The 16,981-nt window shown below is 54.3% G+C and carries 14 protein-coding genes and 1 tRNA gene; 11 read left to right on the top strand and 4 right to left on the bottom strand.

The features are described from left to right. The first annotated feature begins 10 nt into the window (after positions 1–10). The 7 genes from rpsA (at position 11) to NBH13_RS02065 (ending at position 8,389) form a co-directional block, all read left to right on the top strand. Entirely contained in the window at positions 11–1,486 is a 1,476-nt protein-coding gene (gene rpsA / locus NBH13_RS02095) for a 30S ribosomal protein S1 (protein ID WP_003835223.1), read from the top strand. A gap of 121 nt (positions 1,487–1,607) precedes the next feature. Continuing rightward, entirely contained in the window at positions 1,608–2,240 is a 633-nt protein-coding gene (gene coaE, locus NBH13_RS02090; RefSeq protein ID WP_240832979.1) for a dephospho-CoA kinase, read from the top strand. Positions 2,241–2,242: 2 nt separating this feature from the next. After that, the gene (uvrB, locus tag NBH13_RS02085) at positions 2,243–4,354 is read left to right on the top strand and encodes an excinuclease ABC subunit UvrB (protein ID WP_099571147.1); all 2,112 of its coding nucleotides are present in this window, start codon (positions 2,243–2,245) and stop codon (positions 4,352–4,354) included. A gap of 39 nt (positions 4,355–4,393) precedes the next feature. Continuing rightward, complete coding sequence (locus NBH13_RS02080) at positions 4,394–5,377, top strand: TerC family protein (protein WP_099570682.1); 984 nt, start codon at positions 4,394–4,396, stop codon at positions 5,375–5,377. 173 nt (positions 5,378–5,550) lie between these two features. Further along, a complete protein-coding gene (pyk, locus tag NBH13_RS02075) occupies positions 5,551–6,993 on the top strand; it encodes a pyruvate kinase (protein WP_099570681.1) in 1,443 nt (480 codons plus the stop codon). Between the two features lie 217 nt (positions 6,994–7,210). Next, positions 7,211–7,284 (top strand) — tRNA-Leu (locus NBH13_RS02070). A 322-nt stretch (positions 7,285–7,606) separates the two neighbouring features. Then, entirely contained in the window at positions 7,607–8,389 is a 783-nt protein-coding gene (locus NBH13_RS02065) for a type IA DNA topoisomerase (RefSeq protein ID WP_144164653.1), read from the top strand. A 121-nt stretch (positions 8,390–8,510) separates the two neighbouring features. On the opposite strand, the gene NBH13_RS02060 is transcribed toward NBH13_RS02065, so the two are convergent. The 3 genes from NBH13_RS02060 to NBH13_RS02050 form a co-directional block, all read right to left on the bottom strand. After that, entirely contained in the window at positions 8,511–9,026 is a 516-nt protein-coding gene (locus NBH13_RS02060; RefSeq protein ID WP_144164655.1) for a hypothetical protein, read from the bottom strand. Between the two features lie 74 nt (positions 9,027–9,100). Continuing rightward, positions 9,101–9,358, bottom strand: coding sequence for a hypothetical protein (locus NBH13_RS02055; RefSeq protein ID WP_117656396.1), 258 nt, complete (start codon positions 9,356–9,358; stop codon positions 9,101–9,103). A 501-nt stretch (positions 9,359–9,859) separates the two neighbouring features. Beyond that, entirely contained in the window at positions 9,860–10,423 is a 564-nt protein-coding gene (locus NBH13_RS02050; RefSeq protein ID WP_186291065.1) for a hypothetical protein, read from the bottom strand. Here NBH13_RS02050 and NBH13_RS02045 point away from each other — a divergent pair. Then, positions 10,380–11,183 (top strand): hypothetical protein, encoded by an 804-nt coding sequence (locus tag NBH13_RS02045; RefSeq protein WP_186291064.1) that lies wholly within the window; start codon positions 10,380–10,382, stop codon positions 11,181–11,183. The genes NBH13_RS02050 and NBH13_RS02045 overlap by 44 nt on opposite strands. Before the next feature lie 13 nt (positions 11,184–11,196). Here NBH13_RS02045 and NBH13_RS02040 read toward each other — a convergent pair whose 3' ends face one another. After that, positions 11,197–12,063 carry a D-hexose-6-phosphate mutarotase gene (locus NBH13_RS02040; RefSeq protein ID WP_144164659.1) on the bottom strand — a complete coding sequence of 289 codons (867 nt, stop codon included), beginning with the start codon at positions 12,061–12,063 and terminating at the stop codon, positions 11,197–11,199. Between the two features lie 331 nt (positions 12,064–12,394). Between NBH13_RS02040 and NBH13_RS02035 the strand changes: the two genes are divergently transcribed. From NBH13_RS02035 to NBH13_RS02025, 3 genes are all read left to right on the top strand, one after another. Continuing rightward, complete coding sequence (locus NBH13_RS02035) at positions 12,395–13,156, top strand: ANTAR domain-containing response regulator (RefSeq protein ID WP_099570675.1); 762 nt, start codon at positions 12,395–12,397, stop codon at positions 13,154–13,156. Then, positions 13,146–15,998, top strand: coding sequence for a DNA polymerase I (polA, locus tag NBH13_RS02030; RefSeq protein WP_250778723.1), 2,853 nt, complete (start codon positions 13,146–13,148; stop codon positions 15,996–15,998). The genes NBH13_RS02035 and polA overlap by 11 nt, the downstream gene beginning before the upstream one ends. Before the next feature lie 77 nt (positions 15,999–16,075). Further along, on the top strand, positions 16,076–16,981 hold the full coding sequence (locus NBH13_RS02025) for a Nif3-like dinuclear metal center hexameric protein (protein WP_250778721.1): 906 nt from the start codon (positions 16,076–16,078) through the stop codon (positions 16,979–16,981).

Below are 16,981 nucleotides of genomic sequence, written 5' to 3'. Positions count from 1 at the left end.
AACCAAATTAATGGCAGAGAACAATAACGAAGTCGCCAAGGTCGCCATCAACGACATCGGCACCGAAGAGGACTTCATCAAGGCAGTCGATTCCACCATCAAGAACTTCGGTGATGGTGATCTGGTCGAAGGTACCGTCGTCAAGGTCGATCACGACGAGGTCCTGCTCGACATCGGCTACAAGACTGAGGGCGTCATTCCCTCCCGTGAGCTTTCCATCAAGAAGGACGTTGATCCGGACGAAGTCGTCGAGGTCGGCGACACCATTGAGGCTCTTGTCGTCACCAAGGAAGACAAGGAAGGCCGTCTGATTCTGTCCAAGAAGCGTGCACAGTACGAGCGCGCTTGGGGCGACATCGAGAAGATCAAAGAAGCCGATGGCGTTGTCGAAGGCACCGTTATCGAAGCTGTCAAGGGTGGTCTCATCGTCGACATCGGTCTGCGTGGCTTCCTGCCGGCATCCCTGGTCGAAATGCGTCGCGTCCGCGACCTGTCCCCGTACATTGGCCAGACCATCAAGGCCAAGATCCTCGAGCTCGACAAGAACCGCAACAATGTGGTGCTCTCCCGTCGCCAGTACCTCGAGGAGACCCAGTCCGAAGTGCGTGAGACCTTCCTGTCCCAGCTTAAGAAGGGCCAGATTCGCGAAGGTGTCGTGTCCTCCATCGTCAACTTCGGTGCATTCGTTGATCTGGGCGGTGTTGACGGCCTGATCCACGTTTCCGAGTTGTCTTGGAAGCACATTGACCATCCGTCCGAGGTCGTCAAGGTCGGCGACAAGGTCACCGTCGAGGTGCTCGACGTTGATCTCGATCGTGAACGCATCTCCCTGTCCCTCAAGGCCACCCAGGAAGATCCGTGGCAGCGCTTCGCTCGCACCCACGTTCCTGGTCAGATTGTCAAGGGCAAGGTCACCAAGATCGTTCAGTTCGGTGTCTTCATCTCCGTCGAAGACGGCATCGAAGGCCTCGTGCACATCTCCGAGCTGGCCAACCGCCACGTGGAGAACCCGGAGACCGTCGTCAAGCCGGGCGAAGAAGTGTTCGTCAAGGTGATTGACGTTGATCTCGATCGTCGCCGCATCTCCCTGTCCCTCAAGCAGGCCAACGACTCCGTCGATCCGGCTTCCGAGGACTTCGATCCGGCTCTGTACGGCATGCCGGCAGAGTACGACGAGCAGGGCAACTACAAGTATCCGGAAGGCTTCGACCCGGCAACCAACGAGTGGATCGCTGGTTACGAGAAGCAGCGTGAGGAGTGGGAGTCCCAGTACGCCGCCGCTCACGATCTGTGGGAGCAGCACAAGGAATTTGTGGCCAAGGAGCTCGAGAACGCTGAAGCTTCCGCCGCTGAAGATGGCCAGGCTCCGAAGGAAGAGAAGGTCGAAGAGGTGTCTTCCAACTACTCCTCCGAGAACACTTCCGCCGGCACCCTCGCCGACTCCGACCAGCTCGCCGCTCTGCGCGACCAGCTGCTCGGCAAGTGATTGTATGCTGAGCTAGAATCCAATCCAGCTCAGGCTAGATCCTAGAAAAGACCCCGTTCCTGATTCAGGTTCGGGGTCTTTTCGTATGTGCATGTCAAGCGTGCATGTGAAGCGCATTAGAATGGCGGTTGTGGTGATTCGAATAGGATTGACCGGCGGCATAGCGGCTGGCAAAAGCACGGTGTCCGCAAGACTGCGTGAGCTTGGTGCGGTACTTGTCGATTATGATCTGCTTGCGCGTCGAGTGGTGGAACCCGGCAGCGTTGGCCTTCAGCGCATAGCGAAATGTTTCGGCTCCGATGCTTTGACCGATCGAGGTGAGCTCAATCGAGCGTGGATGTCGGAGCATGTGTTTTCCGGCTCCGATGCGGAACGGAAGCGCAAGATGCTGGACGGAATCGAGCATCCACTGATTTATGAGCTTGCAGTACAGCTCGAACATGAGGCTGTTGAAGCTGATTGTCAAGCCGTAGTGGTGCATGACATACCGTTACTCGCCGAAGTAATCGACAGCATCCCTTTTGAATTCGACCATATCGTAACTGTTGAAGCGCCCGAACAGGTAAGGGTAAGCAGAATGATGGCAACGCGAGGCATGAGCGAAAGCCAGGCATGGAATCGTGTGAACCATCAATCCAGCGCGGAACAGCGTCTTGCCATTGCCGATGAGATCATCGATTCCACACAGCCATTGGAACAAATGTTCGATCATATTGATATGCTGATGAAACAATGGCGCACGGAAGCGAGGTAGGCATGGGATTCAATATTGAACGCACGAACAAGCCGTTTGTGGTCAAATCGCCGTATAAGCCGAGCGGCGACCAGCCTAAGGCGATTGAAGAGCTTGCGGAACGCATTGAAAACGGTGAAAGCGATGTGGTGCTCATGGGTGCCACTGGAACTGGCAAAACCGCCACCACAGCATGGCTTATTGAACGTCTGCAACGCCCGACGTTGATTATCGAACCGAATAAAACGTTGGCAGCGCAGCTGTGCGCCGAGTTCCGTGAGCTCATGCCAGACAATGCGGTGAGCTATTTCGTTTCGTATTACGACTACTACCAGCCGGAAGCCTATATTCCGCAAACCGATACGTATATCGAAAAGGATTCCAACATCAATGACGATGTGGAACGACTTCGCCATGCGGCCACGGCGAACCTGCTGACGCGTCGTGATTGCGTGGTCGTGGCAACGGTTTCCTGCATTTACGGACTCGGTACGCCGGAAGAATATGCCGGTCGCATGCTTTTCTTGGAAGAAGGGCAGGAGCTTGACCGAGACGAGCTGCTGCGTACTTTCGTTGCAATGCAGTACAAGCGCAACGATATCGCCTTCACCAGAGGTACTTTCCGTGTGCGTGGCGATACTGTCGAAATCATTCCCGTATATGAGGAACTGGCCATCCGCATCGAGTTCTTCGGTGATGAAATCGACCGTATTTCAACCCTGCATCCACTTACCGGAGATGTGATTGGGCATCAATCGCAAGTCCATATTTTCCCTGCATCGCACTATGTGGCAGGGCCGCAACGTATGGAGCGAGCATTGTCTACCATTCAGCAGGAACTTGACCAACGTACCGCCGAACTGCGCAAACAAGGCAAGGAACTTGAGGCGCAGCGTCTTTCCATGCGTACCACATACGATTTGGAGATGCTCTCTCAAGTTGGCGTCTGCTCTGGAGTGGAGAATTATTCGAGGCATTTCGACGGTCGAGAGCCGGGAAGTCCTCCGCACACGCTGCTTGACTTTTTCCCCGACGATTTTCTGCTGGTCATCGATGAATCGCATGTTACCGTGCCTCAGATTGGCGCCATGTATGAGGGTGACGCCAGCCGTAAGCGCACGCTGGTGGAACACGGGTTCCGTTTGCCTTCGGCAATGGACAATCGTCCACTCAAATGGCCGGAATTCCTTGAACGCGTCGGCCAGACGGTTTATCTTTCCGCCACACCGGGCGATTATGAACTTGGTCTGAGTGATGGTGTGGTCGAACAGATCATCCGACCGACGGGATTGGTTGATCCGCAGATCGATGTGCGTCCGGTTGACGGGCAGATCGATGATTTGCTTGCTGAAATCAAGGATCGTGTGGCTCGTAATGAACGTGCGTTGGTGACTACGTTGACCAAGAAGATGGCCGAAGATCTTACCGATTATCTGCTGGAACGTGGCATCAAAGTCGAATACCTGCACTCCGATGTGGACACTTTGCGGCGTGTCGAATTGTTGCGCGAACTGCGAGAAGGCAAGATCGACGTCATTGTCGGCATCAACCTGTTGCGTGAGGGTCTTGATTTGCCGGAAGTGTCGTTGGTCGCGATTCTTGACGCCGATAAGGAAGGTTTCCTGCGTTCCTACCGTTCCCTCATCCAGACGATTGGTCGCGCCGCGAGAAATGTGTCCGGAACCGTCATCATGTATGCCGACGACATCACCGACGCCATGCACAAGGCCATCGACGAGACCAATCGCCGCCGTGACATCCAGATCGCCTACAACAAGGAACATGGCATCGATCCGAAGCCGCTCATCAAGAAGATCTCCGATGTCAACGACATGCTTGCCAAGGAGGACGTTGACACCCAGACATTGCTTGGTACCGGATACCGCAACGCGGACAAAGCCGGCAATTCGCATCTTGGCGTGCCTGCTACCAGCAAGGAGGAATCCGATAGACGGCACGAGGAGATTCTCAAGGCTGGATTGCCCGCGCAGGATCTGGCAGATCTGATTCGCCAGCTTTCCGAGCAGATGCATACCGCTGCCGAACAACTGCAATTCGAGCTTGCGGCTCGTCTGCGTGACGAGATACGTGACCTGAAAAAGGAACTTCGGCAGATGACGGAGGCGAGCAAATAGTTCTCGACCGGTCATACGGCATCCGTACCATAGTGGATTATGGCTGAAACACCACTTGTTTTTGAAATCGCCACGTTCGCGGTTCTTGCCGTCTTTTTCGTGGTCGACTTGTTTATCATCGGACGTAAGCCCCATGTGCCCTCCACCAAGGAATGCGTGCAACATATCGCGTTCTTTGTGGTCATGGCGTTGATCTTCGGCGGACTTATGTGGTTCTTCGCGGGATCGAAGCCGGCCATCGAATTTTATTCGGGCTGGCTTACGGAATATTCGCTGAGTATTGATAATCTATTCGTCTTCGTCATCATCATGTCGAATTTTGCGGTGCCAAAACAGCTGCAGAAATTCGTGCTGTCCATCGGCATCACCATCGCATTGGTGTTGCGCGGCGTGTTCATCCTCATCGGCGCGGCCATTATCGCCCGCTTCACCTGGGTGTTCTTCCTGTTCGGCGCGTTCCTCATCGTCACCGCCATCAAGTTGGTCACCGGGGGAGACGAAGATGAGGAATATCATGAGAATGGCTTGATCCGCACATTGCGCAAGGTCATCAAGATCACCGATGAGTATGACGGAGAAAAGTTGCGTACCGTCAAAAACGGTGCCAAGTATTGGACTCCGATGCTGATCGTCTTTCTGACCATCGGAACCACCGACGTGATGTTTGCTTTTGACTCCATTCCTGCGATTTTCGGTTTGACGAAGGATCCATTCATTGTGTTCACATCCAATGTGTTCGCGTTGCTCGGTTTGCAACAGCTGTACTTCCTGCTTGGCGAGCTGCTCGACAAACTTGTCTACCTGCCGTTGGGTTTGTCCGTGGTGCTCGGCTTTATCGGCGTCAAGCTCATCATGGAGGCATTGCACGGCAATTCGCTGCCGTTCCTCAATGGTGGGCAGCCGATTTCCTGGGTGCCGGAAGTTCCCACATGGCTATCTCTTGCCGTTATCGTCCTTGCGATTGGTGGCGCGGCTTTGGCAAGTGTTCTTAAGATGCGCACCATGAAAGCGAACGAAAAGTGACAGTCCGGCAAACGTTGGGAGAATAGAGCTTTTCTATTCTCCTACGGAATTGTGAGCGCTCACAACACGCCTCGTTTTGAGGTGGAAGTGGGCGCTTTTTGCTAGTAGACTATGCCACTGGAAACAGGGTCGTCAGATCCCAAATCAATATCAACAAGAATAGGCAGGCATTCATGCGTAAAGCCAAGATCGTAGATACCATCGGTCCAGCTACCGAGTCCCTGGAAGGCATCACCAGCCTTGTCGAAGCAGGTATGGACGTCGCTCGTCTGAACCGCTCCCATGGCACTCCGGAAGACCACCTCAAGGTCTACAACAACCTCCGCGCCGCCGCCAAGGCCACCGGCCGCAACGTCGCAGCCCTGGTTGATCTGCAGGGTCCGAAGATCCGTTGCGGTTGGTTCAAGAAGAACGCCGACGGCGAAGACAAGGTCCAGCTGACCGAAGGCCAGGAGTTCGTCATCACCACCGACGATATCGAGGGCGACGAGCATATCACCTCCACCACCTTCAAGGGCCTGCCGGGCGATTGCCATGCTGGCGACCCGATCCTCATCGATGACGGCAAGGTTCGCCTCGAGGTCACCAAGGTCGAAGGCAACAACGTGTACACCAAGGTTGTCGTGGCCGGACCGGTTTCCAGCCACAAGGGTATCAACCTGCCGGGTGTCGCGGTGTCCCTGCCGGCTCTGACCGAGAAGGATGAAGCCGATCTGCGTTGGGCTATCCGCACCGGCGCCGACATCATCGCCATGTCCTTCGTGCGTTTCGCCACCGACATCGACCGCGCCCACGAGATCATGGACGAGGAAGGCCGTCGCATCCCGGTCGTTGCCAAGATCGAGAAGCCGCAGGCTCTTGAGAACCTTGAAGAGATCGTCAAGGCCTTCGACGGCATCATGGTTGCCCGTGGCGACATGGCCGTCGAGTGCCCGCTGGAAGAGGTCCCGCTGGCTACCAAGCGTTGCATCGAGCTGGCTCGTCAGTACGCCAAGCCGGTCATCGTGGCTACCGAAGTCCTCGGCTCTATGGTCAATTCCCCGGTTCCGACCCGTGCAGAGGCATCTGACTGCGCTAACGCCGTCCTCGACGGTGCCGACGCGACCATGACTTCCAACGAGACCGCCGTCGGCAAGTACCCGGCAGTCACCGTGAACACCATGAGCCGCATCTCCTCCTTCGCCACCGAGCACGGTTTCGACCGTATCCCGGAGCTGAAGAACCTGGATATGTCTTCCACCGGCGCCGTGTCTTCCGCAGCTGTGGATCTGGCTGACAAGCTGAACGCCAAGGCCATCGTTGCCTACACCCAGACCGGTTCCACCGTGCACCGCGTGTCCCGCGAACGCCCGGCCACCCCGATCTATGGCATCACCAACAACGAGCACACCTATCACTGGCTGGCTCTGTCTTGGGGCACCGAGTCCTTCCTGCTCGATGAGGATTACCACGACAAGTCCCGCAAGGACCTGATGATCTTCACCGATAAGATCCTGAAGGATGCCGGCAAGGTCACCGATGGTGACAAGATCGTTGTGCTGAGCTCTGCCCAGGGCGAGCATCAGCCGGGTCGCACCGATTCCATCTACGTCCACACCGTTGGTGCTTGCGACTGAAATGCGTTTCGGTCAGTGACTGACTGATTAGCGAATAGGAGGGCTTTCGTCCGTTTGGATGGAAGCCCTCCTATTGTTTTCGGATGATGTTGGTTTGTGGCCGATTTATAGATTGCGATAGGTTGTGATCAAGGTGTCGAGTATGGTGCGAAACGCCGACCACTCAAGGACTTTGCGAAATCTTTTTTCTGTGTTAAAATAATCAAGTTGTGCGAAAGCCCCTGTATCCCAATTGGTAGAGGAGACAGCCTCAAAATCTGTACAGTGTGGGTTCGAGTCCCACCGGGGGCACCGGATTGATGAACAGCCGCGGACGGGTATCACCCGCCGCGGCTTTCTTGTTATCTGACAACATGTGCAGTTACGTGGTGGCTCAGTGCCTTCCATCCACCAGGCGATACGGGTTACAAGGACTAAACGTGGTGTTTTAGATTTTTTGAATAGGATATTTTCACGGTTGACGGTGCTGTCATGGCTTGATGATTCCGGCGTCTTCCTCGTGGCGGATGAATGTAAGCGAGTGAATGGAAACCGGAAAAGCAAGAGAGTGGCGCAGTTCAAAAACAACGAATAGTGTAACGTCATTCCTTCGAATCTCGAACCGGGGCGTGATATGGTTTTATCTCTGGAGGGGACGGCGACCATGAGGAAAGGCGAGACGAAACCGCCGAAATCATTCACCGAAGCGACACTGCTCGCAGCGATGGAACATGCCTCGCGTTTCGTTGACGACAAGGATCCTAAGGAAGCATTGGACGACGACGAATCGCATTCAGGCGGTATCGGCACGCCTGCCACTCGTGCCGAAGTAATTGAGAAACTTATCCAGTCCGAATACGTGAAACTCAAGGGCAAACAGTTGCGTTCCATCTTGACGGGACGGAACCTGATTACGGTTGTATCCCCGGAGCTCAGGAACGTGGAGTACACGGCAAGGATGGAACAAAAACTATCGCAGGTCGAACGTGGCGAACGGTCTACGTTAGAAGTCATGAACCTGTTCAGGAAAGAAGTTGCAGGGATTCCCAGGCAAGTGGGGGAGATCGTCAGACTGAACGGGGACGCCATTCGGCCACGACAACAGAATCCGGAGACAGAATCATATGGACTATGCCCAAAATGCGGCCAACCGGTCATCCGAAAAGGCAAATTCTGGCAATGCTTGACCGACAAACGAGAAAAACAATCCGACGGCACATGGCAGACAGTCAGCGGCTGCGGCTGGAAACTCTGTCAAACCATCTGCAGCAAAAACCTCACCGATCCGATGGTGCGAACTCTGCTCGAAAAGCACCAGATCCACGTCAACGGTTCCACCTCACAAGCCGGTAAAAAGTTCTCCGCAAGCCTGATTCTAAATCCGGACAACACGGTCAAATTTGATTTCAGTCAGTGAAGATATTTGCGAAGATAAATACCGGACGGTGAGGCGGGGAAGAAAGTTTACCTCCGCACCTCACCATCCGTTTGGTATCTAGTTCTGAATGGTCTATTCTAAACCGATTGAATCAAATGGTTTAATTTTCTTCGTCCTCGTCTTCGCTGCCCTCGTGGAGTTCTGCCTTACCTCCAAGCGAGGCTAGCAGTGCAAGCACGAGTACTGAGAGGAGTCCCGCCAGCAAGGCTAAAAGTTTATATTTGAACTTTTTTGTTTCGGTGTCTTTGTTTCCTTTGAGTTGAACTATCGCTATCATCTTATCGATGATTTTTTCTTTCTGTTCGAATGATATGTCGCTCTGTTCAGCGAGGCTTGCCAGCAGTGCAAGAATTACGTCGCAGGATTCATTAAATGATTTAACATTACCCTGATCCTCTTTCAGCACTTCCAGCATGGTTTCTTGGAAGCAAGACATAACATCTCTTGTGGTGGCGGCGAATTCAGGGAATTGCAACAATGCAGTTTTTGCGACTTGCGGATCCATGTTTGGCAATTCCGACGCGAATTTCATCACTTTGTCTTTTGACATATGTCGGAAATCGGGGATATCCAGAATCTCCAGCACCTCTTGCTCAGTCAATTGTTTTCCGGCCATAAAAACTCCTCATAGTGCGCTGACAAACTTTGGAAACTATCTGGCATGCTGATACTGCGACAGTGGGGGTGAAGCTACCTCTTTCGCTTCTGACGAGCTTCCGTGTCGTTTTGTGGAAGATCGTCATCGTCGAATTCTCCCATATAAGTCACATCGTGATATTGCTCTCCATCGTATTCGTAACCAGTATATGGGTAGCCGCGTTGTGTGGTTCCCTGATATGGTTTGAACTCGGCTTCTGCCTCTTCCTTGGAGTAGAAGTCAGAGTCGAACCAGACTCCCTCTTGCTCTTCGTCCCAGCCGATTTTTGTGGCTTTGAAAACGTGTCTCATTTCATATTCCTTTCAGTTGTTGTAGCTGCGGAAGTCTTCTTCAGAGTCACAGATGGAATCTGAAGAGATACTGTTCTTATGGCTGCATTCAGTGCATTTCCATACGTAGTGATGGGCATCAAAACCCGACTAGCTGTTCAGCTGTGCATTGTAGCGATCACAATACCAGTCGATGCCCGGAAATCTATCGTTCATGGAACTATCCATCCTTTCCTCAGACCGTTCGCGGAACTGTATCCGTCGTTGGATCCAGCTTCGTTGCTTAAGCGTTCCGTACTGTCAAGTATGGCAGAGACGGTGTGAAAGCATTGAAAATACATTCGGCATTGCGGTGTCAGGCGAATTTCGATCCTCGCTTTCGTCCAATCTTTTGTGTCATTATGCCGCAGCTGTTATAGCGTTTTTTACGGTGCCAACTGAATTTGTGAGATGGCTTTTGAACTTAATTGTGCAGTATGAAGGCATGTTGCTGGGGCAAAGATTGAGGCTATGAGCTTCTTCTTACTGGATATTTGCTCTCCGGAATACTCGGCCTGCGTTGACGGGCCAGCTGAAGTACATGATTTGCTGTGCCTGTTGCTGGCTGAATTTCTTCAGCTGGTTTGGCGTGATGAGCGCGTGATTCGCGTCGATGATCTTGTAATCGGATTCGTTCCACCAGGCTGCGGTCTTTCCGGCGGTCCCGGATTGGACGGCTAAACCAGAAATGGTTGTCGGAGCATTGTGCGTGATGGTCGGGTCGAACAGTCCTGTGACGACGGTCCGGCCCAGTTCCGTCTGGTGCGTGTTCGTGCCGGCACAGCGGTACAGTCTGTTTTTGAGGATGATGTCTCCTGATTGGGAAAGCAGCCTGAAAACCTCGTCTATCTTCGGGTCGTCTAATTTGCTATCTAGCTTCTTGTAATAGGTCGCCAGATCGCCAATCCAGGTGCGGCATCGTTCCAGAACGTGTTTCGGTGTGGTGCCGTTCTTAAAGAATCCAGCGAAACGCTCATTAAATCGGCCGGCGAGACCATCGTGCGTGAGGTCGAAACCGCCAAAAGGGAAAAAGGAGAAGCAGCCCATCGAGGGCATCATCCGCGACCACCTGCGTGGCTTCTCCCGTACGATTCCATCGTTCCTCATGGCCTACGGCGACGAGAACACCAAACTGGAGAATTTCGACCGGATCATTCCGGAAAACGTGTTCCAGGGAGTGACTAGCATCACGACGGACCAGTTCAGGTTCCTGCGTGACGGCGGCGACTATGTGGACGAGGAAACCGGTGGGACCGAGCAATTCGACGGACACCTGTTCGACCCGGTCGTGTTCGACGACTCCGTGAAGGAGTTCATCCAATTGCGGCACAGACTCGCCAACTACTTCGACGAGAACCTACGGGAGGACATCTTCGACTACGTGCCGCCGCAGAAGACCAACCAGATCTTCACCCCGCGTCGCGTGGTCGTGCAGATGGTGGACATGCTCGAACAGGAGAACCCAGTCTGCTTCGACGATCCGACCCGCACGTTCGCAGACCTGTACATGAAGTCCGGCCTGTACATCACTGAGATTATCAAACGGCTCTACCGCAACGAAGGCATGCGCGATACGTATCCGGACGACCGCGAACGCCTCGATCACATCCTCGAACACCAAGTGTACGGCATCGCGCCCACCGAGATCATCTACCAGATCGCGACCCACTACATCCTCGGATGCGACGATGAGGTCGGCAACGGCTGCAAGACGCATTTCGTCAAGGCCGACTCGGCCGAACTCGCCAAGAACGGCAAGCTCTCCGAATACGTCGAACAGGTCTTTGGCGACAATCTAAACGACTGAAACTGCAGGTCACTCAGTGTTTTACAGCCAAGGTCTGCTGCAGCGTATGCGAATCGTGCGGAGGCACGACGACTGCGCAATCGCGATTGTTGACCGCTTCCACGCAGACGAAGCCACGCCATTCGCCGTCGCTCAAATCTCCGATGGCATTGCCGGCTTGCTCTCCCGGATTCCATACCACGGTCTGCGCTGCGCCCTGCTTGGTGACAATGATGGTGCGCTGCAACACGGGGTCGCGCAGCTCAAGCGTATCCGTCGAATAGTAGATGCGGTCAACCATGCCTTGGAAGGTCACAGGTTCATCACCTTGGCTGCAACGCGGATCGCCATCCAATACGGTATCGAGATAGTCCGCGCCCTCCAGTCCGCACACCTGCGACTGTTCGGCGTCGCCAACCTGCAGATACGTATGCAGTGCCTCTTCGTAAGACAATGGCTCGTCGCCATCGTTGCATACGGTAAGCGACATCGTCAATTCATGGCCGACCTCAATGGTGTAAACGGCATGAAATTGAGGATTCGGGCCAGAAACAAACTGGGAAAGTATGTCTGCGTCGATCTCACTCGAATCCAACGTGTAGCGCAAACGAGCTCCGGTGGACCCTTCCTCGTCATAATGCCAGAAACTGTTGCGGGCAAAACCGTGCTTAGGTGTCTTCGAAGCCACATGGCCGTTTTCAAAACCGGAATTGAACCAAGGGAAAATAATGGGAACGCCGCCACGGATGGCAGTGCCTTCCTTAAGGTAAATCGCCTTGGGGCGCCAGACAACAGGCTGTTCGCCGGCGGGTGCCCAGGAAAGCACATGCGCACCGTAATCGCTGACTGATGCCGTTGCGTTTTCGTTGACAATATCTCTGATGGTGAAAGTGCTACTCATACGCCCAGTATAAACAAGGTGACGTTGAACATGATTCCCGGAAAGATACTTTGCAAGATTGTGATATTTCCTGAATTTTCCAGCTTGACACGCAAGGCAGGAATGAGGATTGCGGCAACACGCGCTTGTAGGCTTCTGCTAGTATCATCCATGAAAGTACAAGGAAGATAGCCGGTTCGTTTCAACTTGCGTTATGGAAGGTGAATTAAGGCTGTGAAAAGCTGAGAATTCCCAGAATCTGAACGATTGCAAGTAACTGCATCGAATCATTCCGGAAGCGAGTTGGGGCGTGCAAGGCCGGCTTTGGGTGTGACAGTGGAAAGAGACCGACATGTCTGCAGAAAAGACCACGGAACCGGACGAAGTGCTCACCGACGATGAACTTCAGGCTGCCGCAGCGCCTGAGCGACCCCTCGAGGAGGAGAAGCCTCGCAAGCGTACCGTCGTCGTGGCCGAAGACGAATCCGTGAACCGTATGGATTTGGTTGCCATGCTGGAAGATAACGGCTACGAGGTTGTGGGCGAAGCCGCTAACGGTGAAGAGGCAGTTGATCTGACTCGCAAGTTCCGTCCGAGTGTGGTGTGCATGGACGTCAAGATGCCTCGTATGGACGGCATCGAAGCGGCCGGCATCATCTGCGACGAGAACATCGCCCCGGTTGTTATGCTTACGGCATTCTCCCAGTCCGATCTGGTGAAGAAGGCCACCGGCGCCGGTGCCATGGCGTATGTTACCAAGCCGTATGAGGAGTCCAAGCTGCTGCCGGCTTTGGAAGTGGCCATGGGCCGTTTCGCCGAGATCAACGATCTGCTCGACAATGTGGAGCGCAGCGAATCCAAACTGCATGAAGCCGAAGAGCGGCTTAAGAAGGCGGAAGAGCAGCTGAAGAAGGCTGAGGAAACCCTCGAGGAGCGTAAGCTCGTCGACCGTGCCAAGGGTCTGCTTATGGACAAGGCCGATTTCTCCGAGCAAGGCGCATTCCGTTGGATTCAGAAGACCTCCATGGACCAGCGTATTCCGAAGAAGCGCTTGGCCATGGCCATCATTGCCAAGTATGGTGATCAGAAGTCGGAAGCAGAGGATGAGCGCTAACACAGCAACTGTGGAAGGCACTTCACGCGGGACGCTATTGGTCGTTGACGGCCATTCCTTGGCGTTCCGCGCTTTTTTTGCCTTGCCCGTAGAGAATTTCAGTACATCCGCAGGTCAGGCAACCAATGCCGTCTGGGGTTTCGCTACCATGCTGTCGCAAGTGATCGATGCCGAGCATCCCGATCATCTTGCCGTCGCTTTCGACGTCAAAGGCGGCACGTTCCGCAATACGATGCTGCCGCAGTATAAAGGCACGCGAGATGCGGCTCCGGAAGATCTGCTCACGCAGTTGCCTCTGATTCAACAGATGCTTGATGCGTTGGGCGTCACGTTCATCGAAAAACCCGGATATGAGGGTGATGACGTGATCGGCACGTTGGCGAGCATGGGAGACAAGGCAGGCTATCGCACGCTGGTATTGTCTGGCGATCGTGATGCGTTCCAGCTCATCAACAACAACATCACCGTGCTGTATCCGGGGCATCATTTCAAAGACCTGAAGCATATGACTCCCGATGCGGTGGTGGAGAAATACCATGTCACCCCGGAACAGTACCCGGATTTGGCGGCGCTCCGTGGCGAAACCGCTGACAACATTCCAGGCGTTCCAGGCGTGGGCGATGGCTTCGCGGCCAAGTGGATCAACCTGTATGGCGGGCTTGACCAAATCATCGAGCATGCCGACGAGATCGGCGGCAAAAAAGGTGAGGCGCTGCGGGCCAACATCGACCAGGTCAAGCTGAACCGTTCCGTGAACGCCTTGGTGCGTGATCTCGACCTTGGTGTGTCCATCGAAGATCTGACCTTCGGCCAGGTGGATGCCAACCAGCTCAACGAATTGTTCTCCAAGCTTGAATTCGGTATTCGCACCAAAAACCGTGTGCTGAGAACATTCAACGCAGGCAAGCCTACGAACAATCTTGTGCAGCAAGATGAGTCCAGCAAGCTGGAAATACCAGAATTCGAAACGATTGATTCGCCGGAAGCGTTGGAATCATGGGTGCAATCCAATCTGCAGGCGACGAACAGGCATCTGCATGATGAGCGAGAAATCGCGCCGAAAACAACTCCTTCCGGTTTCGCCATTGATCATACGAAGAAGTGCTCGCAATCCGTGGCCCGCTCATGGGTGTTGCAGGTGGAAGGCGAAAGCAAGCCGGGGAACGCGGCTTATTCGTCGCTGATGATCGCATCGCAAGGCAAAGCGATTCGCATCAATCATATTGATCGCGATATGGCGTCACAACTGCAAACGCTACTTGACGAATACCACCAATCCATGGTGGTGCATGGCTATAAGGAACAGTCCCATCTGTTGGGAAGCGTCGGCGTGAAACTGCCGGAACCGCTGTTCGATACCAAACTTGCCGGGTATCTGGTTCATCCCGATTTCCATGCAGACACTTTGGAACAGGCGGCGGCTCATTTTTTGGATCTGCATATCGAGGAGCAGTCCGAAAGTGCGACGCAGGGAACGCTTGATTTCGACGAGCCCGAAGAATCCGTGCGGCAGAAAGACGACCAGCTTCCGCGTCACACGGCGATTGTGGGGCTGTTGGCTCGAAATCTGGCGAATTCGCTGGATCAGCGTGAGCAGTTCGCCTTGTTGGATTCCGTGGAGATTCCAGTATCTCGTGTGCTTTATGGCATGGAGCATGCCGGCGCGCAAGTCGATATGAATAGGCTGATGAACATGCGCGAACAGCTTGCCTCCGATGCGAATCATGCGCAGGAAACGGCCTGGCAGTATGCGGGCGAGCGGGTGAATCTGCAAAGTCCCAAACAGTTGCAGAAAATTCTGTTTGAAGATATGGGTTTGAAACCCACGAAGAAGACCAAAACCGGTTCGTATACCACGAATGCGGCGGCTTTGCAGGCGTTGCGCGATCGTTCGTATGATAATGACAGCGCATGCCAGTTCCTTGACGCGTTGTTGCTGCATCGCGAGAAGAACAAGCTCAAGCAGATCGTGCAGACGTTGATCGATGCGACCAACGGGTCTGACGGGCGTATTCATACGACGTTTGAGCAGACTGTGGCTGCGACCGGTCGATTAAGCTCGGTCGATCCGAATTTGCAGAACATCCCGAATCGTGATCCGGCTGGACGTGAGATTCGTTCGGCTTTTGTGCCCGGTGAGGGTTTTGAATCGTTGCTGAGTTCGGATTATTCTCAGGTCGAGTTACGTATTATGGCCGACCTTTCCGGTGATGAGGCGCTGATTGAGGCGTTCCGTTCCGGTAGGGACTTCCATAAGTATGTGGCGAGCTTGGTGTATGGCGTTCCTGTTGATGAGATTACGTCTGATCAGCGCAGTCATGTTAAGGCGATGAGCTATGGCTTGGCGTATGGGTTGAGCACGTATGGGCTTTCGCAGCAGCTTGGCATTAAGCCGGGTGAGGCCGAGTCATTGAAGCAGCAGTATTTTGCGACGTTCGGCAAGGTCCATGAGTATTTGGAGTCGTTGGTTTCCACGGCCCGTGAAAAGGGATATACGGAGACGATTTATGGTCGTCGTAGGTATTTCCCGGGGCTGAAGTCGCCGAATCGTGCGGTACGTGACGCTGCGGAGCGTGCTGCGCTGAATGCACCTATTCAGGGTTCCGCCGCGGACATTATGAAGATCGCCATGATTCGGGCTGATGATGCGTTGCATGAGTCTGGTCTTGCCAGTCGTATCATTCTGCAGATTCATGACGAACTTGTGGTGGAGATTGCGCCGGGCGAGGCGGAGCAGGCCACCGCGTTGGTGAAGGATGCCATGGAACATGCGGTTGACATGGCGGTTCCGCTGGATGTTTCCACGGGTATTGGTTCGGATTGGCAGCTTGCCGCGCACTGATGCCGCCTGTTTGGGACATGTCGGTTGCCGTGCGATGATGCCACGTATATGAAGTCGCGGATAATGAGGAGGTTGCGATGGCTGCGTTAAGCCAGGTCGTTGATGTGTTGGAAACGCTATATCCGCTTCGCTATGCGGAACAGTGGGATGAGCCTGGTCTTATCGTGGGTGACTTGCGTCAGCCTGTGCGCAATATCGCTTTTGCGGCTGATCCCTCTATGGCGGTGGTTGATCAGGCGATTGCCGGGGGCGTTGATTTGCTGGTCTGCCACCATCCGTTGTTCTTCCGTTCCGTTCATGCGGTGTCGGGATTGGGTTTCCGCGGTGAGATCGTGCGCAAGCTCAATCGTGCCGGATGCGCGCTGTGGGTGGGGCATACGAATGCCGATGCAGCATATCGTGGTGTCGGCATGGCTGCGGCTGACATGTTTGGCCTGGTGGACCAGCGTCCGCTCGTGCCCATCGACGATCCGAACGCCGAGCATCCGGTCGGCCTGGGACGTGTCGGGCGGCTTGCCGAGCCTGTGATGCTGCGTGATTTCGCCCGCCGTGTGGCCGACGTGCTGCCGTATACCGAACTTGGCGTGCAGGTTTGCGGTGATCTAGACGCTCCCGTCAATACGGTGGCGGTATTGCCGGGATCCGGTGATTCGCTGTTCGATGAGGTGCGTGCGACCGGAGCCGACGTGTATGTAACCAGCGATCTGAGGCATCATCCCGTAACGGACGCCATTGAACAGGCCCGCTATGAGGCTTCCATGCGCGCTTCCGGCATCGCTCTGGGCCATGGCGATGAGCATGTGCGTCCTGCGTTCATCAACACTCCGCATAGCGCCATCGAATCCATGTGGTTCCAGTATGCGATGAAAGACGTTCCTCGGGCGGTCGCGTCCGTGACCGGCGACACCCCCGACGTGCGTTGGATTTCCATGAACACCGATCCATGGAACATGGTGATTCCCTCGAGCGGACAGGAACGATGA

The organism is Bifidobacterium intestinale (genome assembly GCF_023656765.1).
Lineage (GTDB): Bacteria > Actinomycetota > Actinomycetes > Actinomycetales > Bifidobacteriaceae > Bifidobacterium > Bifidobacterium hominis.
This window is presented reverse-complemented; position numbering and strand designations above follow the sequence as displayed.

Coding starts and splice junctions, on each gene's coding strand:
- rpsA (WP_003835223.1), top strand. CDS start 11: ATGGCAGAGAACAATAACGAAGTCGCCAAGGTCGCCATCAACGACATC.
- coaE (WP_240832979.1), top strand. CDS start 1,608: ATGGCGGTTGTGGTGATTCGAATAGGATTGACCGGCGGCATAGCGGCT.
- uvrB (WP_099571147.1), top strand. CDS start 2,243: ATGGGATTCAATATTGAACGCACGAACAAGCCGTTTGTGGTCAAATCG.
- NBH13_RS02080 (WP_099570682.1), top strand. CDS start 4,394: ATGGCTGAAACACCACTTGTTTTTGAAATCGCCACGTTCGCGGTTCTT.
- pyk (WP_099570681.1), top strand. CDS start 5,551: ATGCGTAAAGCCAAGATCGTAGATACCATCGGTCCAGCTACCGAGTCC.
- NBH13_RS02065 (WP_144164653.1), top strand. CDS start 7,607: ATGGTTTTATCTCTGGAGGGGACGGCGACCATGAGGAAAGGCGAGACG.
- NBH13_RS02060 (WP_144164655.1), bottom strand. CDS start 9,026: ATGGCCGGAAAACAATTGACTGAGCAAGAGGTGCTGGAGATTCTGGAT.
- NBH13_RS02055 (WP_117656396.1), bottom strand. CDS start 9,358: ATGAGACACGTTTTCAAAGCCACAAAAATCGGCTGGGACGAAGAGCAA.
- NBH13_RS02050 (WP_186291065.1), bottom strand. CDS start 10,423: ATGGGCTGCTTCTCCTTTTTCCCTTTTGGCGGTTTCGACCTCACGCAC.
- NBH13_RS02040 (WP_144164659.1), bottom strand. CDS start 12,063: ATGAGTAGCACTTTCACCATCAGAGATATTGTCAACGAAAACGCAACG.
- NBH13_RS02035 (WP_099570675.1), top strand. CDS start 12,395: ATGTCTGCAGAAAAGACCACGGAACCGGACGAAGTGCTCACCGACGAT.
- polA (WP_250778723.1), top strand. CDS start 13,146: ATGAGCGCTAACACAGCAACTGTGGAAGGCACTTCACGCGGGACGCTA.
- NBH13_RS02025 (WP_250778721.1), top strand. CDS start 16,076: ATGGCTGCGTTAAGCCAGGTCGTTGATGTGTTGGAAACGCTATATCCG.